The sequence below is a fragment of the Allocoleopsis sp. genome (assembly GCF_036703385.1).
In the GTDB taxonomy this organism is placed as follows: Bacteria; Cyanobacteriota; Cyanobacteriia; order Cyanobacteriales; family Coleofasciculaceae; genus Allocoleopsis.
In genome coordinates this window covers 1-13,370 of the sequence record NZ_DATNPA010000050.1, presented here as the reverse complement: position 1 = coordinate 13,370, position 13,370 = coordinate 1, and the positions used below count along the sequence as shown (strand labels likewise).

Here is a 13,370-nt window from a genome sequence, read left to right as displayed (position 1 = left end):
CAAATACATTTTGATAACTCACTTATTGTTGAATCCTGAATCATTTGTCAAAATCGCGGTTGTATAATCGACTGCTGACACCGTTCAAGATAGATTTGAGCCACTCTATCTTTTGAGTTGATGCTCAAGACATCGACAAATCGTTTAGCAGCCTGGGAAAAATCCTGCTGATAGTAGAGAAACAGACCTTCTTCAAAGATAACTTTCGTGGCTAACTTGCCCTGTTTCATGTCCGGCTCATCCCCATCAAACACTTCAAACACGGCGACGGCTTTTAACTTTCCCTTCACTTTAGTTCGCTCAATAAAGCGGATACTATATTCTGTTGGGTTGTCTAAACGTACCAAGGTTTGGTGAGAAATTAACAGCGATACTCCATAATTTTTGGTTAGGCTTTCCAGGCGGGAGGCTAAATTGACGGCATCGCTAATCACCGTAGTATCCATGCGGCTTTGAGCCCCAACTGTCCCCAGCATTAGAGAACCTGTATTGATGCCAATGCCAATTTGAATCGCAGCATAGCCAGAGGCGGCTCGATGTTGATTATACTCCGCAAGCTTGTGCAACATAGCAATTGCAGCTTTAACAGCATTATCGGCGTTACCACTAAACAGTGCCATAATTGCATCGCCAATATATTTATCGATAAATCCCTGATGTTCGCTGATCACGGGACCCATGCGAGAAAGATAGGAATTGATAAATTTGAAATTATCCTCCGGTGTCATCCGTTCCGAGAAGCTAGTGAAGTCGCGGATATCAGAAAATAGCACCGACATCTCCTTCTGTACCGCCTCACCTAATTGGACATCGACAATACTTTGCTTGTCTAAAAACTGAAGAAACTCACGGGGAACAAAGCGAGAGAAGGATTGATTGAGTTGAAAGAGTTTCTCCGTAAACCGTTCCCGTTCAGCTTCAGCTTTTTTGCGATCGCTGATATCTTCAACAAAACCCTGATAGTAGAGTAGTGCCCCATTGCCATCATAGATACCACGGGCACTCTCACTAATCCAGATGATGCTACCATCTTGGCGATAGACTTGAGACTCAAACTTAGACACTTCACCGTACTGCTGCAATAAACGCATCAATTCAGTCCAGCGGTGTGGTTGGACATAAAGTTGATGCTCAATGGGGGTGAGAATTGCCATCAACTCTTGGGGAGAGTCGTAGCCGTAAATCTGGGCTAGAGCCGCATTAGCATTGAGATAACGTCCATCGGGGGTAATCTGAAAGATGCCTTCTAGGGCATTTTCAAACATGCTGCGATACTTGCGTTCTGCCTTTTGCAGTGCCTCTCGTGCCTGTTTGCGATCGCTAATATCTTGAAATGCTGCGATCGCATAAGTTAAGTTGCCTTTGTTATCATAAATCGGCGTTCCCCAAGCCTCTATCGGGGTAATCTTGTCACCATGACGGATTTCTATATTATCAGCCGTGGCACTTTCCCCGTTTAACGCCCGATGCAAGATATCCTCCTCGTTGGGGTACAGGCGATCGCTGCCTTCGAGATAGAGTTGATAAACTTCCATCAATTGCTCAGATGTGGCGTTCGCGACAGTTCCTTTACCCAATAACTGATAGGCGCGAGAATTAATGTAGTAAGGTTTGCCATTCGCATCCGCCACAAACACTCCGACTGGCATGGCTTCTAAAAACTGCATCAAGCGATTTTCTTTCTCGTGGAGTTGGGCAATCAGTGCGGCTTGATCACGGTTTAATTCTTCCAACTCCTGATTCATCTGCTGGAGTTGGGCATTTTGTTCGGCAAGTTTTTTATCCTGAAGGTAGCTGTAAATCGCTTTTGTAACCGTCAATTTAAAGTCTTCAGCTTGCCACGGTTTTGCCATATAGCGATAGAGTTTGGCATAGTTAACCGCATTCCCCACAGCTTCAATGCTAGCCTGACCCGTCAGCAAAATTTTCAGGGTTTTGGGAGAAATTAGGTGAACCTGCCTTAACAGCTCATCGCCCTTCATCTCCGGCATAATATAGTCTGAAATAATTAAAGGAATTTCATATCCATCTTCGAGTACTTCATGCAGTAACTCTAAGGCATCTTCTCCACCTTCAGCCACTTCGATCAGATAATCATTACCAATCGCCTCTTTCAGTTCAGCTTTGAGGCTTCTCAGTATCGTTGTCTCATCATCGACACAAATAATTACCTGTTTAGTCACCGTTATCAAATTTTTCTCTTTTTTTGTTAAACAGAATCATCGTTTTGCTAAACCTGATTTAATGCTTGCAACTAATTCCTCTTCAGACCAAGGTTTATATAAACATTGATGGAGGTTTGCCTGCTTTTTAGCCCGCTCAATAGCTGATTCATCGGCTTGACCCGTTAGCATAATTTTAATAATGCTGGGAAATTCTTGATGGACAAGAGTGAGGAATTCATCTCCCTTCATACCGGGCATTAACCAATCCGAGACAATGAGAATAATACTATTTTCATCCTCACTGAGTTCATGAATTAACTCTAGGGCTTCCTCTGCACCTTCAGCTACTTCATAAAAGTAAGTATCTCCAAAGGCTTCTTTAAGTTGTGTCTTGAGGCTTTTTAAAACAACTGTCTCATCATCGACGCATAGAATAACTGATTTAGGCATATTTTCTGAGTAATGGGTAATCTATATTAGTCTAGGGCTTACGCCTAGCCTCTAGGAAGAGAGGAGTTTTACGTAGTGTAACGCACTATGAGTTCTATACAGAGTGTAGCTACCGAAGTACTCAGTTTATTGGGATTCCTCTTGAATATTAATAGGAAGAGAGACAGTAAATATGGTTTTACCAGGAATCGATTCAACTTCGATTTGACCTCGATGTTTATCAATAATCTTCTTCACGATATCAAGTCCTAATCCACTGCCCTCTCCAGGTGGCTTCGTCGTAAAAAATGGTTCAAATATTTTAGGTTTAATCTGTTCAGGTATCCCCTGACCGCTATCAGTAATGCTAATGTGAGCCTGCTGGTCTCGCTGAGTAATGTCAATGGTTAATGTTCCTCCATAATCCATTGCTTGTAAAGCATTATGAATAATATTAGTCCAAACCTGATTGAGTTCATCAGGATAACAGAAAAATAGGGGTAATTCAGTATAGTTTCGGATTACTTTGACGCTATTTTTGATTTGGTTGTCATAAAGGGTTAATACAGTTTCAATTCCCTCAACTAGGTTAGCGAGTATCATTGCACCGGATTGGTCATAACGGGCATAGGCTTTTAGAGCAAACACTACTTTTGATGCACGTTCTGTAGCCATGTTGATAGTTTGAGTGCCTCGTTGTAATCCGGAAAGCTTATAGGCGATTTCTAAGAGATACTGACTATCCGATCTTTTTAACAGAGATAGAAATGGGTCAATTTCCTGATAAACTCCCATATCTATTAAGGTATCTGCAACAACGTCAGCGTTTTCTACCCCTTTTTCTTCCAAGTGCCGAATTAAGCTTCGTTTTAATTGCCGCTCTTCTTTAGCAGAGAACGTTGATTTTTTTTGAAGTGACCGTTGCAATAAAGCCAAGAATTTCTCCGCTTCTTCTCTTGAAATAGATTGAAATAAATCGGGTAACTGTTCGAGAGTTTGACCCAAAAACTTAGAAATACTTCCAGCTGAAGAACGAATCGCTCCTAAAGGTGTATTGATTTCATGAGCGACTCCAGCAATCAGTTGTCCTAAAGCTGCCATTTTTTCCGATTGGATGAGTTCGTCTTGAGTGGCTTTTAGTTGTTGCAGGGTTTTGGCTAATTGCTCATTGGTTTTAGCTAAATCCTGATTTTTAGTTCGCAGACTTGTTTGCAGATGTTGCAAAGCCAAGTGAGTTTCCACCCTAGCCAAAACTTCTTCGACTTGAAACGGTTTAGTAATGTAGTCCACGCCGCCCACCCCAAAGGCTCTCACCTTATCGAATACATCACTTAAGGCACTGATAAAGATAACGGGAATATGGCGAGTTCTCTCATCCGCTTTCAACTTCGAGCAGACTTCATAGCCATCAATTTGAGGCATCTGAATATCCAGCAAAATCAGATCAAGGGGGACACCTTGGGCAATTGAGAGCGCCTGGAAGCCATCCCGTGCCGGTCGAACCGTGTACCCTTGTTCGGTTAAGATTCCCACTAAAAGACGCAAATTAGCTGGAGTATCATCAACTACTAAAATATTGGCTGTGGCTGGGCTTATTTGATGGTCTATCATACCTTTTGAGATTTGAGAGAAAGATTTAGGTTATCGCAGGCTGGGCGAGGAGCAAATGGCGGCTAAACAAATAAACGAAGGTCTATCAACAAATGTTAGGAAATTAAAATCCTCTTCCCTTCTGCCTTCTATCTTCTGCCCTCTGCCTTGCCTCAACGACCAATATTCATACTTACCTCCTTAGCTAGTTTTAGCCTCTTGAATGAACGTGACAATCTTGCCATACTCAAAATCATTGGCTAATGATGCGATCGCATCAGCGAGAGTGGCGTTATAATTCCGGATTTCATCAATACAACTGTCCATCTGTTTCATATCGGCAAAACTCGCCGCTTGCTCCAAATTAGCGAGCAATTCAGTTGGCAGAGTAGCGAGAATTGATGGAATCAGAGCATCTTGGATATCCGTCTGGGAAACAGCTGTCTGGGCTGTTGGTTCCTCGTAAAGATAATGCACGCCAATATGTTTGTGCATGGCAGCAAAAATTTCTTCTTCTCGGAACGGCTTACGCAAAAAGTCATCACAACCCGTCGATAGTACTACTGCCCGTTCCTCCTCCAACACACTCGCCGTGAGGGCAATGACGGCGGTGGCTTGTCCTTTCGTCGTTGATTTAATCTGTTTAGTCGCCTCGTAACCATCCATCACGGGCATCCGCATATCCATCCAGATCAGATGTGGTTCCCACTCGTCCCAAATTTCAACCGCCTCTTTACCGTTAGTCGCTTCCCTCAGTTCAAAACCAAAGGGGTTGAGCAGTTTAACTAACAGTTGGCGATTGAGGGGTTTGTCATCCACAATCAAAATCCGATAGCGGGGTTGGTTGGGTTCAAGGGCAATGACTCGGCGTGTTGGTTGTTTGGTTTCAATATCAGTGACATCAACTACACCCACTGTAATGTCAAATTTGAAGAGGGTGCCATGTCCCACCTGAGAAGTAACAATGATTTCACCCCCCATTAGTTGCACAAATTTGCGACTAATCGGCAAACCTAAACCTGTTCCCTCCTGTGCTTCTTTGCCAGTTGTGGTTTGCACAAAGGCTTCAAAGAGGTTATCTAACTCATCTGGGGCGATGCCAGGGCCGGTGTCTTCGACCTCGAATGCTAAGGTGAGAAGTTGCGGGTTTGTTTGGGTTGAAGGTTGTAGGTTTGTTTGGGTTGAAGGTTGCAGGTTAGCAAGTTGCAGGTTAAAAGACTCTTCTGAACCTTCAACATGGGCTACGCCCTCCTGCGCTTCCAACCTTTCAACATTCAACCTTCTATCCACTCGCACCGACACACCCCCCTCAGTGGTAAACTTCAGTGCATTATTGAGCAAGTTAATTAAGACTTGTCGTAATTTAACCTCATCGGTGCGGATATAGCGGGGGACATCGGGGGCGCGGTCAAAAAGTAACTGTAAATGCTTATCGTCAGCCTTAAGTTGGAACATATCTTCCAAATCATCTAGTAGACGATAAAGGTCGAAGTTTTTTTCGTTCAGGGTAGTGCGCCCTGCTTCAATTTTGGATAAATCTAAGACTTGGTTAATTAGGGTGAGCAGGTGTTCCCCACTGCGGGTAATGATGCCGACATTTTCCAGGTGTTCTGGGGGGAGGCTGCGGCTACGCGTCATCAGTTGGGCAAAGCCTAGAATGGCGTTGAGGGGCGATCGCAATTCGTGGCTCATGTTGGCGAGGAAGGTGCTTTTTGCTTCGTTGGCAACTTCAGCGGCTTCTTTGGCTTTGGCTAATTCGGCGGTGCGCTGTGTGACTCTAAGTTCTAGCTCTTGATTGGTTTTAAGTAAGGCTTGCTCTGCGAGTCTGCGCTCTAGTTCGGCGGCGGCGCGTGCCGCGAAAATGGTTAAGATCGATCGCGCTTGCTGTTCTCGGAGCAAGGGCTTATCGTCCAAAATACACATGTGACCGATGATTTGCCCTGAGGTACTATACAGGGGGATACCTAGATAGCTCTCGGCATTTAAACCTACTAAATCGAGATCGAGTGGGAAAAGTTGCTGAAGGCGATCGCTAAAACAACTCATCCCCTCATTCACAACCCGCTCGCAGGGTGTATTCGCTAAGTTGTACGTATAATCTTCGATAAAGTTATCTCCCGCCCAGAATCCCAAGGCGTGAAGTCGTCTGCCCTGCTCATCTTCTAGGAGTTCTGTCACCATTGCATGACGAACACTCAAGGCAAAGGCTAGATATTGAGTAAAGACGGGGAAGAAGTCTGCGCCACCATTCACACTGGCGGTTCCCTTAACTAGCGCTTTGATCACTTCTTCGAGTTGTTTCTTCTCGCTAATCTCCTCAACGATGACGAGGAGAATGGGAGGCTTACCCGATGGCTGTTGTACAAGGGACACAGTGAGATTCACCCACATCAGGTAACCCTGTTTATGCAGGAACCCTTTTTCGATCTTGTAATTCGGAATGTCGCCTGCTAGGAGTGTTTTCAGTAAGTTGCGATCGCTCGTGCGATCGTCCGGGTGGGTAATATCCTGGAGCGATTGACTTAGTAATTCCTCAGGAGTATAGCCAATCATATCGAGCAGTTTTTGATTAATTTTTAGCCATTGACCCTCCAGGCTGAGATAGGCAATTCCAACAGCCGTCTGTTCAAAAATTGCGCTCAACAGTCGCGGATTCTCGTGAACAGTGGCCTCTAATAACTGGAATTCACTCATATTTATTAATTCCTTTGATTAATTCGATGTGCAAGTCCCGCTCAAGTAAGTTTGGTTTCGTACCCCAGCCCAACTGACAAAGGTGACAGCATTTCGCTCCAAAGCAAATTCCTAGGAGATTTGATAAGCTCAAACTCCTAAAAATAGATTGATAATTTAAAGTTGTATGGGGAAGCATTTGATTTTGCACTATTTGTTCTAGCGCATTAAAATTTATGCACCACTGGTCACTACTTACTTCCCCTGAGAGTAACAATTTCCCACCTCTACAGATGGTAGGTAACAGGCAGGGGTTCAATCCTCTTTTCCGTTACCTGCTCACTGATAACTGGTCACTGATTGAATGCACTACCTATCAATTGAGTAATTGAAGTTGTTGGATTTTGTTAGTTCGTTTTAAAAAAGCTTATCAAATTTTATGTACAGTGTAAAAGCAAATAACTCAGCCAAATGCTCCAATTTTTTTACGCCATTTGGCTGATTTCTAGGATGAAGATCAAGTTTCTAGCGTAGGGGCAGGGTAATTTTTACATCCTGCATCCACTACTCAGTTAATGTGCATTTAAGCAAGCATAATCGGGATGGGCTTTTCGGGTCATTCCCCAATAAACAAGATAAACACCCAATTGCAAGTTAAAGCAAGGGCAGCTAACCTACGACTGAAATTACTGGTATCCGGACTGTGTAGCGAGAGTCGCAGTTCGTTTGCTGTGGTAGCGCTGACTTTTCACAGGATGTGGAAAACCTCTCTTCTACTCTTGAGGCACGACAACTTAGGATTTCTCGGACGGCTACTTTAAACCGACTTCCTCACAAGAAGGCTTTGAGACACGCATGGCATAATCAGCCGGAGCAATTTCTTTGCCGCTACTTCTGACATAAACCTGGGTAAATTCTGCACCCAAAAACAGAATCTGAGCGGAATAAAAAACCCAGGTAAGGATAATGACTAGAGAGCCAGCTGCACCATAGGCTGAAGCTAAACTGGTTTTCCCCAAATAGAACCCTAATAGAAACTTACCGATATCAAAGAGTAGAGCGGTGAGTGCCGCCCCCATCCACACATCTTTCCAATCAATTTTGGCATCGGGCAAAATTTTAAACATCATGGCAAACAGCAGTGTGACAATGCCAAATGAGATGAGAAAGTTGAGTAATTGCCACAAGTAGGTAAAACCCGGTACCAAGTCCCTCAAATAATTACCTAAAATCACCAGGATTGTGCTGATAACGAGAGACACTAGCAGTAAAAATGCAATCACTAGCACCATCGAGAACGATAAAAAACGTTGGCGAAGAAAGTCGATGATGCTGTGTCCTGGCTTCGGTTCTACATTCCAAATGCGGTTGAGTGACTTTTGGAGTTGACCAAAGATGACACTTGCGCCAGAGAGCAGGAGGCTGATATTGATCAGGGTGGGGATAGGGCCTTGGCTAGGATCGAGCTGACTGGCATTTTCGATCGCCGTCTGGATTAGCTCGGCACCATCTTTGCCAATTAGTCCTTGCATTTGCATCACAAGCTCACCTTTTGCCGCCTGTTCTCCAAATACCGCTCCTGCGATCGCAATCACAATAATTAAGAGGGGTGCCAGAGAGAACACCGTATAATAGGCCAACGCAGCTGCCATCAGCGAGGCTTGGTCTTGTCTCCACTGAGAAAATGTTATTTTCAACAGCAGCCAAATTCTTGTGATGCTCATTGATACAGGCTCCTCAGGTCACCGTTGACCGACCCCAACGCCATTGTTTCGCAATTAAGAGTTTTCGCACCAGCCCCACAAGAGATACTTTGAATTGCACCCCATCCAACAAGGTATAGAAATGATTCGCGAAAACCAACTCAAGCGCAAGCTCCAGCGAGGTGAAGTGGTACTCGGTCTATTTGTCAACTGTTCCTATCCAGGATTTGTGGAAATCTGCGGACATACCGGATTTGACTTTGCTATCATCGATTTAGAACATGGACCTCTTCATCCACTGGTTGCCGAAAACCTTTGCCGCGCTGCCGACTGTGTAGGAATCGCTCCTCTTGTGCGCGTTGGCAAAAACGACTCCCTGCACATCCAACGTGCTCTTGACATTGGCAGTGCAGGCGTTCAAGTTCCACAGATTGAAACCAAGGCCGATGCCGAAGCCTGCGTTAGAAGTGCCAAGTACAGCCCTTTAGGTTCGCGGGGTCTTTCTTTCTACACTCGTGCTGGTGTTTATACAGCCGCAGGAGCGCAAATCACAGACAAACTCAACGAGGAATCCCTAGTTGTCATTCATGTTGAAGGCATACGCGGTGTAGAGAACCTCAACGAGATTGTCAGCGTTCCCCACATTGATGTTATTTTTCTCGGCCCCTACGACCTGTCGCAATCACTGGGTATTCCCGGTCAGGTACGTGACCCTCGTGTCATGGACTTGATGCATCAATGCATTGACACGATTCGCAACGCGGGAAAAATAGTTGGCACCTATGCAGATAATCCAGAAGTCGCTAAGCAGTGGATTGATGCTGGGATTCAGTATATTGCCCTAGGCGTAGACGTTGGTATTTTCCTTCGAGCTTGTCAGGGATTGGTAAAAGCGATACGGACTGAAGCTTAGCTCTCGCTTGAGTCCTGAAAGAGGTATTTGTGGGCGGAAGCTTCGTCCACTTCCATTTCGCCTGCTAAAAAAATGCAATATACCATATTTTAGAAATTTCTGTAGTGTAATTGGCAACACTATATTTTTTTTGTTCTATACTGAGGATATAAACCCCTTTAAGGAAGAAACCCGTAAGGGGATCGGGGTATAAGGGTGAAAAAACGATGCAAACCATATCAGGATTGACGGAACTCGAGTATGCCTTTTTGTTTACACTTAGAAAGGTAAACTCAATCAAACTGGAAAGTATCAAGCCATTTTTTACAAATCTTCCGGTTGACCCCTATATCAAAGGTCACTATCGCTTCAGAAGATTTTCTCGATTTACTGTGTCGGGGAATGAGTTAATCAAACTGCCTCATGGCTACTTCTTGCAAAGTAAGGAATATAACCCATTATTGGGCAATCTGAAGAGAGAGTATGAAGAACTCGAAGATGCTCTGATCGAGCAAGAAGAATTTCAGAAACTGGTTTTGGCCTTCACTGATTCTTGTAAACTTCATCCAGAAGCTGAAATTGGAGTTCATCAAATTAGGATAACCTGTTCGCCGAAGAATTTTGGCAACCCAGCACCTGAAGGAATTCATAGAGACGGGACTGATTTTATCGGCATTATCGCAATTGACCGAGACAATATTGAAGGTGGAGAAACCCATCTCTATGTAGCCAGACAGAAGCAGCCTGTTTTTAGTAAAGTTTTGAATCCTGGCGAAATGGTATTGGTCAATGACCATGAATTCCTGCACTATACCACTCCGATTAAACCCACATCTGAGCGGGTAGGAACCAGAGATGTTTTTGTGATGACTTCTCCCAGCTTAATTGTCTGAGTAAAAGTCCGAAAATTAAAAGAAAGACTAGAGCTGGAATAAGCCTGGTCTACTCGTTTTTTGTTCAGTGTCTTTAGGTATGGTTAGCGAAGAAACTGTAATCTCTCGTTAGCCCGAAGAGGGTATTGTAACCCGAATCAACTATTAAGCAGTCTAAATACCTGAATTTTAGGAGTCGGTAGCCATGTTAGATACTAGTTTGGCTAAGCCAATTCTAAAGCTCCCAAGAGAAACTTTAGAAACAATTGGTAATCAATTTGTCAATTTATTAAGGAAGAAACCCGCAGCAGAACTATTTGATTGGGCATCCAAGAAAAACTATCACGGGTTTGAAAAAACGACGGTGCGCCAAGAAATATTGCAACAGTTTTTAGAACAATTCAAGCTGAATTCTGGGGGACTACAACTCGAACTAATTGGCATTAAAAGTGATTACCCTGGTTCTGTACATGCTCACCAGATAGCCCACGCTCTGTGTGTGATGTTTGGGGCTGCTGAAGGTTTTCCTGACCCAGTTAATGCCTACGCTCTTGTAGAAGAGGATTGGTCTCCAACCTCTGAGTTAGAGAGTATGGGTTTAGCAGTGGGCAAGGATAAATGGTTTCCTCTTGCTGCTGGAAATCGAGTTTATAATCCCACGAATGTTGCTCACGGTTTTGCCGTGAAAGGTGAAGGTGAATGCTATTTTGTTGCCATTCAATCCCCAGCCATTGACCAACCTCACCATGATGATTGGGTTCCTGCTAAAATCAACTGAAATTCTGGGTATGATTTGGGCAATTAACAGTCAGTATTCCTAAGCTAGAGAGCTTACGAAATGACACAAAGATGTGTTTATTCTGATTTTTCCAAGTTTAATTTCTGACTCAATGGTAAGTAAGGTAGGAAAGAATTGTCAGAAATAAACTGAATTTACAGGTTTTGGATAGGTGATTGATTATTTAAGTACTGGAAAGTGGATAGAAGGCTCCCGTTAGAATCTGGCAGGGTTTAACGGGAGTTTTCCCTGGCATAAGGCTTACTTATAGTTAGTTGTAGCTAACGCTCCTTTGCAAGTCGGGCTTTAGCTTGCTGCCAGAGAGCTTCCAATTCATCCAAGGTATAGTCTGAAAGCGGTCGGTCGGCGACAGTCTCCATTTTTGATAAGCGTTGAATAAAGCGATCGTTCGTTCCGTGCAACGCTTCCGAAGGGTCAAGGTCGTACCAACGGGCAATATTAATCAGGGTGAAGAGTAAATCTCCAAGTTCCGCCTCCTGTTCGGCTTTATTGTTCTGCTCAAGTGCCTCTTTGAATTCGGCTAATTCTTCGCTAAACTTCTCCCAGACGCCCTCAACGTTCTCCCACTCAAAGCCAGCCGCCGCCGCTTTTTGCGAGATTTTCATCCCTCCCCTTAAGGGGGGTAACGTCCGCGCATAGCGAGTTAGTTTGCGGCTGAGGAGATGAGCCTCCGCTGTTGTTTCTCCTTTTTCCGCTGCTTTGATTTGCTCCCAGTTTTGATGGACTTCTGCGGCATTTTGGACTTGGACATCGCCGAACACATGGGGATGACGCCGGATGAGCTTTTGGGTGATGCCTTGAGCGACTTCTTTGAGCGTAAATTGCTCGGTTTCACTGGCAATCTGGGCTTGGAGGACAACTTGCAAGAGTAAGTCTCCTAGTTCTTCTGCGATCGCATCTTTATCCTCACTGCGAATCGCATCGACGACTTCATAGGCTTCCTCAATCACGTAAGGAATCAGCGTCTGGGGTGTTTGCTCCAAATCCCAGGGACAGCCACCTTCCGGCGATCGCAACTGGGCAACGACTTCAATCAACTGTTGCAATGCTTGTAACACCGACGCTTCGGTCATTAGCTGAGTTTGCTCGTGGGAACCGGACATAAAGGGAAACCAACAACCACTTAACTATTCTTCACGAGATTCTCGGTGTTGCCAATCACCTGCCATTCGGTTTCAACCGCTGGCGTTTTTCAGAAGACCAACCCATCCCACGCCATCCAACCCATGTCATTCAACCAAATTTTCGATGTATGGGCGGGTTTAGAGATTTAATTGCTGGGAAAACCAATAACCTGACATCAAAACCCGCCCTTACCCCTGAACAAATTTACCGATAACCTAATGATGTGCGATTGCCTTTGGCACCAGCGTTAGCGTAGCGAGGCGTTAGCCTAGCTGATTGCACCAGACATAAATCCGATCGCCCATCGTGGTTGCGATCGCATCCCACAACACATCCCAATGTATGGATTTTTCGGTGGGATGTGCGGGGGGAAGGGCGGGTTTTGTATCACATTTTTTGGTAGGACGACAAAAGTTATCCCTAAACCCGCCCCTACAGCTCAATATTCAAAAAAGTCAACCTCGTCTAAAATTAATCTGTTCCAACTCCATTATTTCTTGGAGGTACGTCGGGACGGGGTACGCTTGCGTGTTGTCGATTTGCGCTTTGGCTTCCGCTGGGAACGCTTGAGGGCTGTACTCGTCCAATCGCTCAAGGAATGAATCATTGCCCCCAGTTCTAAACCCACAAACAGGGCAATCCATTCGGCTTGATAATGGATTAGCGATCGCTTCATGTCTTGACCAAACTGCTGCCAACTCCAAGGCACATCCCGGAATAGCTGGACGACGCCCAAAATCAGTATCCCCACCAAGGCTGTCCATGCAGCAAGATACAGCATTCGTACCGTGGTGCCAATCAGGGGGCCGTGAGAAAAGAGCGATCGATGGCGCATCGCTTTTTGGTAGGGTATCCAAATCCACCGCAGCCACCCCCAGCGCTTGAAAGGTAGCGATTTCAGGTCTAAGTCAGGACTGAACATCAGCCCACTAAAGAGGAACCCTCCGGAGACGATTAAAGTTAGGTTGCCACTCTGTGTCGTCGCTAGGGTCAAACCGGTGACTGCTGGTAAGCTCCACAAAGTTATGCGATCGTGTGTTTGACCAGAGGGCATATGTTATTATCATTTTTGTGTTAACCTAATTATGTTATCGGGCGGTTAGCTCAGTTGGTAGAGCGCCT

The 13,370-nt window shown here is 44.8% G+C and carries 11 protein-coding genes; 3 read left to right on the top strand and 8 right to left on the bottom strand.

Going from position 1 to position 13,370, the window contains the following annotated elements; translation table 11 throughout:
• Window positions 1-47: 47 nt before the first annotated feature.
• The 5 genes from V6C93_RS02810 to V6C93_RS02790 form a co-directional block, all read right to left on the bottom strand.
• The gene (locus V6C93_RS02810; RefSeq protein ID WP_333475126.1) at window positions 48-2,183 is read right to left on the bottom strand and encodes a PAS domain S-box protein; all 2,136 of its coding nucleotides are present in this window, start codon (window positions 2,181-2,183) and stop codon (window positions 48-50) included.
• A 36-nt stretch (window positions 2,184-2,219) separates the two neighbouring features.
• Window positions 2,220-2,615 (bottom strand): response regulator, encoded by a 396-nt coding sequence (locus V6C93_RS02805; protein ID WP_333475125.1) that lies wholly within the window; start codon window positions 2,613-2,615, stop codon window positions 2,220-2,222.
• A 126-nt stretch (window positions 2,616-2,741) separates the two neighbouring features.
• A complete protein-coding gene (locus tag V6C93_RS02800; protein ID WP_333475124.1) occupies window positions 2,742-4,205 on the bottom strand; it encodes a hybrid sensor histidine kinase/response regulator in 1,464 nt (487 codons plus the stop codon).
• A 180-nt stretch (window positions 4,206-4,385) separates the two neighbouring features.
• Window positions 4,386-6,878 carry a hybrid sensor histidine kinase/response regulator gene (locus tag V6C93_RS02795; RefSeq protein WP_333475123.1) on the bottom strand — a complete coding sequence of 831 codons (2,493 nt, stop codon included), beginning with the start codon at window positions 6,876-6,878 and terminating at the stop codon, window positions 4,386-4,388.
• Window positions 6,879-7,669: 791 nt separating this feature from the next.
• Window positions 7,670-8,581: a YihY/virulence factor BrkB family protein gene (locus tag V6C93_RS02790; protein WP_333475122.1), complete on the bottom strand. Its 912-nt coding sequence runs from the start codon at window positions 8,579-8,581 to the stop codon at window positions 7,670-7,672.
• Between the two features lie 124 nt (window positions 8,582-8,705).
• On the opposite strand from V6C93_RS02790, the gene V6C93_RS02785 reads away from it, so the two are divergent.
• The 3 genes from V6C93_RS02785 (at window position 8,706) to V6C93_RS02775 (ending at window position 11,102) form a co-directional block, all read left to right on the top strand.
• Window positions 8,706-9,473: an HpcH/HpaI aldolase family protein gene (locus tag V6C93_RS02785; RefSeq protein ID WP_349262601.1), complete on the top strand. Its 768-nt coding sequence runs from the start codon at window positions 8,706-8,708 to the stop codon at window positions 9,471-9,473.
• 206 nt (window positions 9,474-9,679) lie between these two features.
• Window positions 9,680-10,345, top strand: a complete 666-nt coding sequence (locus tag V6C93_RS02780; RefSeq protein ID WP_333475120.1) for a 2OG-Fe dioxygenase family protein — start codon at window positions 9,680-9,682, stop codon at window positions 10,343-10,345.
• Between the two features lie 184 nt (window positions 10,346-10,529).
• On the top strand, window positions 10,530-11,102 hold the full coding sequence (locus V6C93_RS02775; RefSeq protein ID WP_333475119.1) for a hypothetical protein: 573 nt from the start codon (window positions 10,530-10,532) through the stop codon (window positions 11,100-11,102).
• Between the two features lie 281 nt (window positions 11,103-11,383).
• Here V6C93_RS02775 and mazG read toward each other — a convergent pair whose 3' ends face one another.
• The 3 genes from mazG to V6C93_RS02760 form a co-directional block, all read right to left on the bottom strand.
• Window positions 11,384-12,226, bottom strand: coding sequence for a nucleoside triphosphate pyrophosphohydrolase (gene mazG / locus V6C93_RS02770; RefSeq protein ID WP_333475118.1), 843 nt, complete (start codon window positions 12,224-12,226; stop codon window positions 11,384-11,386).
• A gap of 285 nt (window positions 12,227-12,511) precedes the next feature.
• Entirely contained in the window at window positions 12,512-12,691 is a 180-nt protein-coding gene (locus tag V6C93_RS02765; RefSeq protein WP_333475117.1) for a hypothetical protein, read from the bottom strand.
• Window positions 12,692-12,738: 47 nt separating this feature from the next.
• Window positions 12,739-13,302: a metal-binding protein gene (locus tag V6C93_RS02760; RefSeq protein ID WP_333475116.1), complete on the bottom strand. Its 564-nt coding sequence runs from the start codon at window positions 13,300-13,302 to the stop codon at window positions 12,739-12,741.
• Window positions 13,303-13,370 lie beyond the last annotated feature (68 nt).

Coding starts and splice junctions, on each gene's coding strand:
- V6C93_RS02805 (WP_333475125.1), bottom strand. CDS start 2,615: ATGCCTAAATCAGTTATTCTATGCGTCGATGATGAGACAGTTGTTTTA.
- V6C93_RS02800 (WP_333475124.1), bottom strand. CDS start 4,205: ATGATAGACCATCAAATAAGCCCAGCCACAGCCAATATTTTAGTAGTT.
- V6C93_RS02795 (WP_333475123.1), bottom strand. CDS start 6,878: ATGAGTGAATTCCAGTTATTAGAGGCCACTGTTCACGAGAATCCGCGA.
- V6C93_RS02790 (WP_333475122.1), bottom strand. CDS start 8,581: ATGAGCATCACAAGAATTTGGCTGCTGTTGAAAATAACATTTTCTCAG.
- V6C93_RS02780 (WP_333475120.1), top strand. CDS start 9,680: ATGCAAACCATATCAGGATTGACGGAACTCGAGTATGCCTTTTTGTTT.
- V6C93_RS02775 (WP_333475119.1), top strand. CDS start 10,530: ATGTTAGATACTAGTTTGGCTAAGCCAATTCTAAAGCTCCCAAGAGAA.
- mazG (WP_333475118.1), bottom strand. CDS start 12,226: ATGTCCGGTTCCCACGAGCAAACTCAGCTAATGACCGAAGCGTCGGTG.
- V6C93_RS02760 (WP_333475116.1), bottom strand. CDS start 13,302: ATGCCCTCTGGTCAAACACACGATCGCATAACTTTGTGGAGCTTACCA.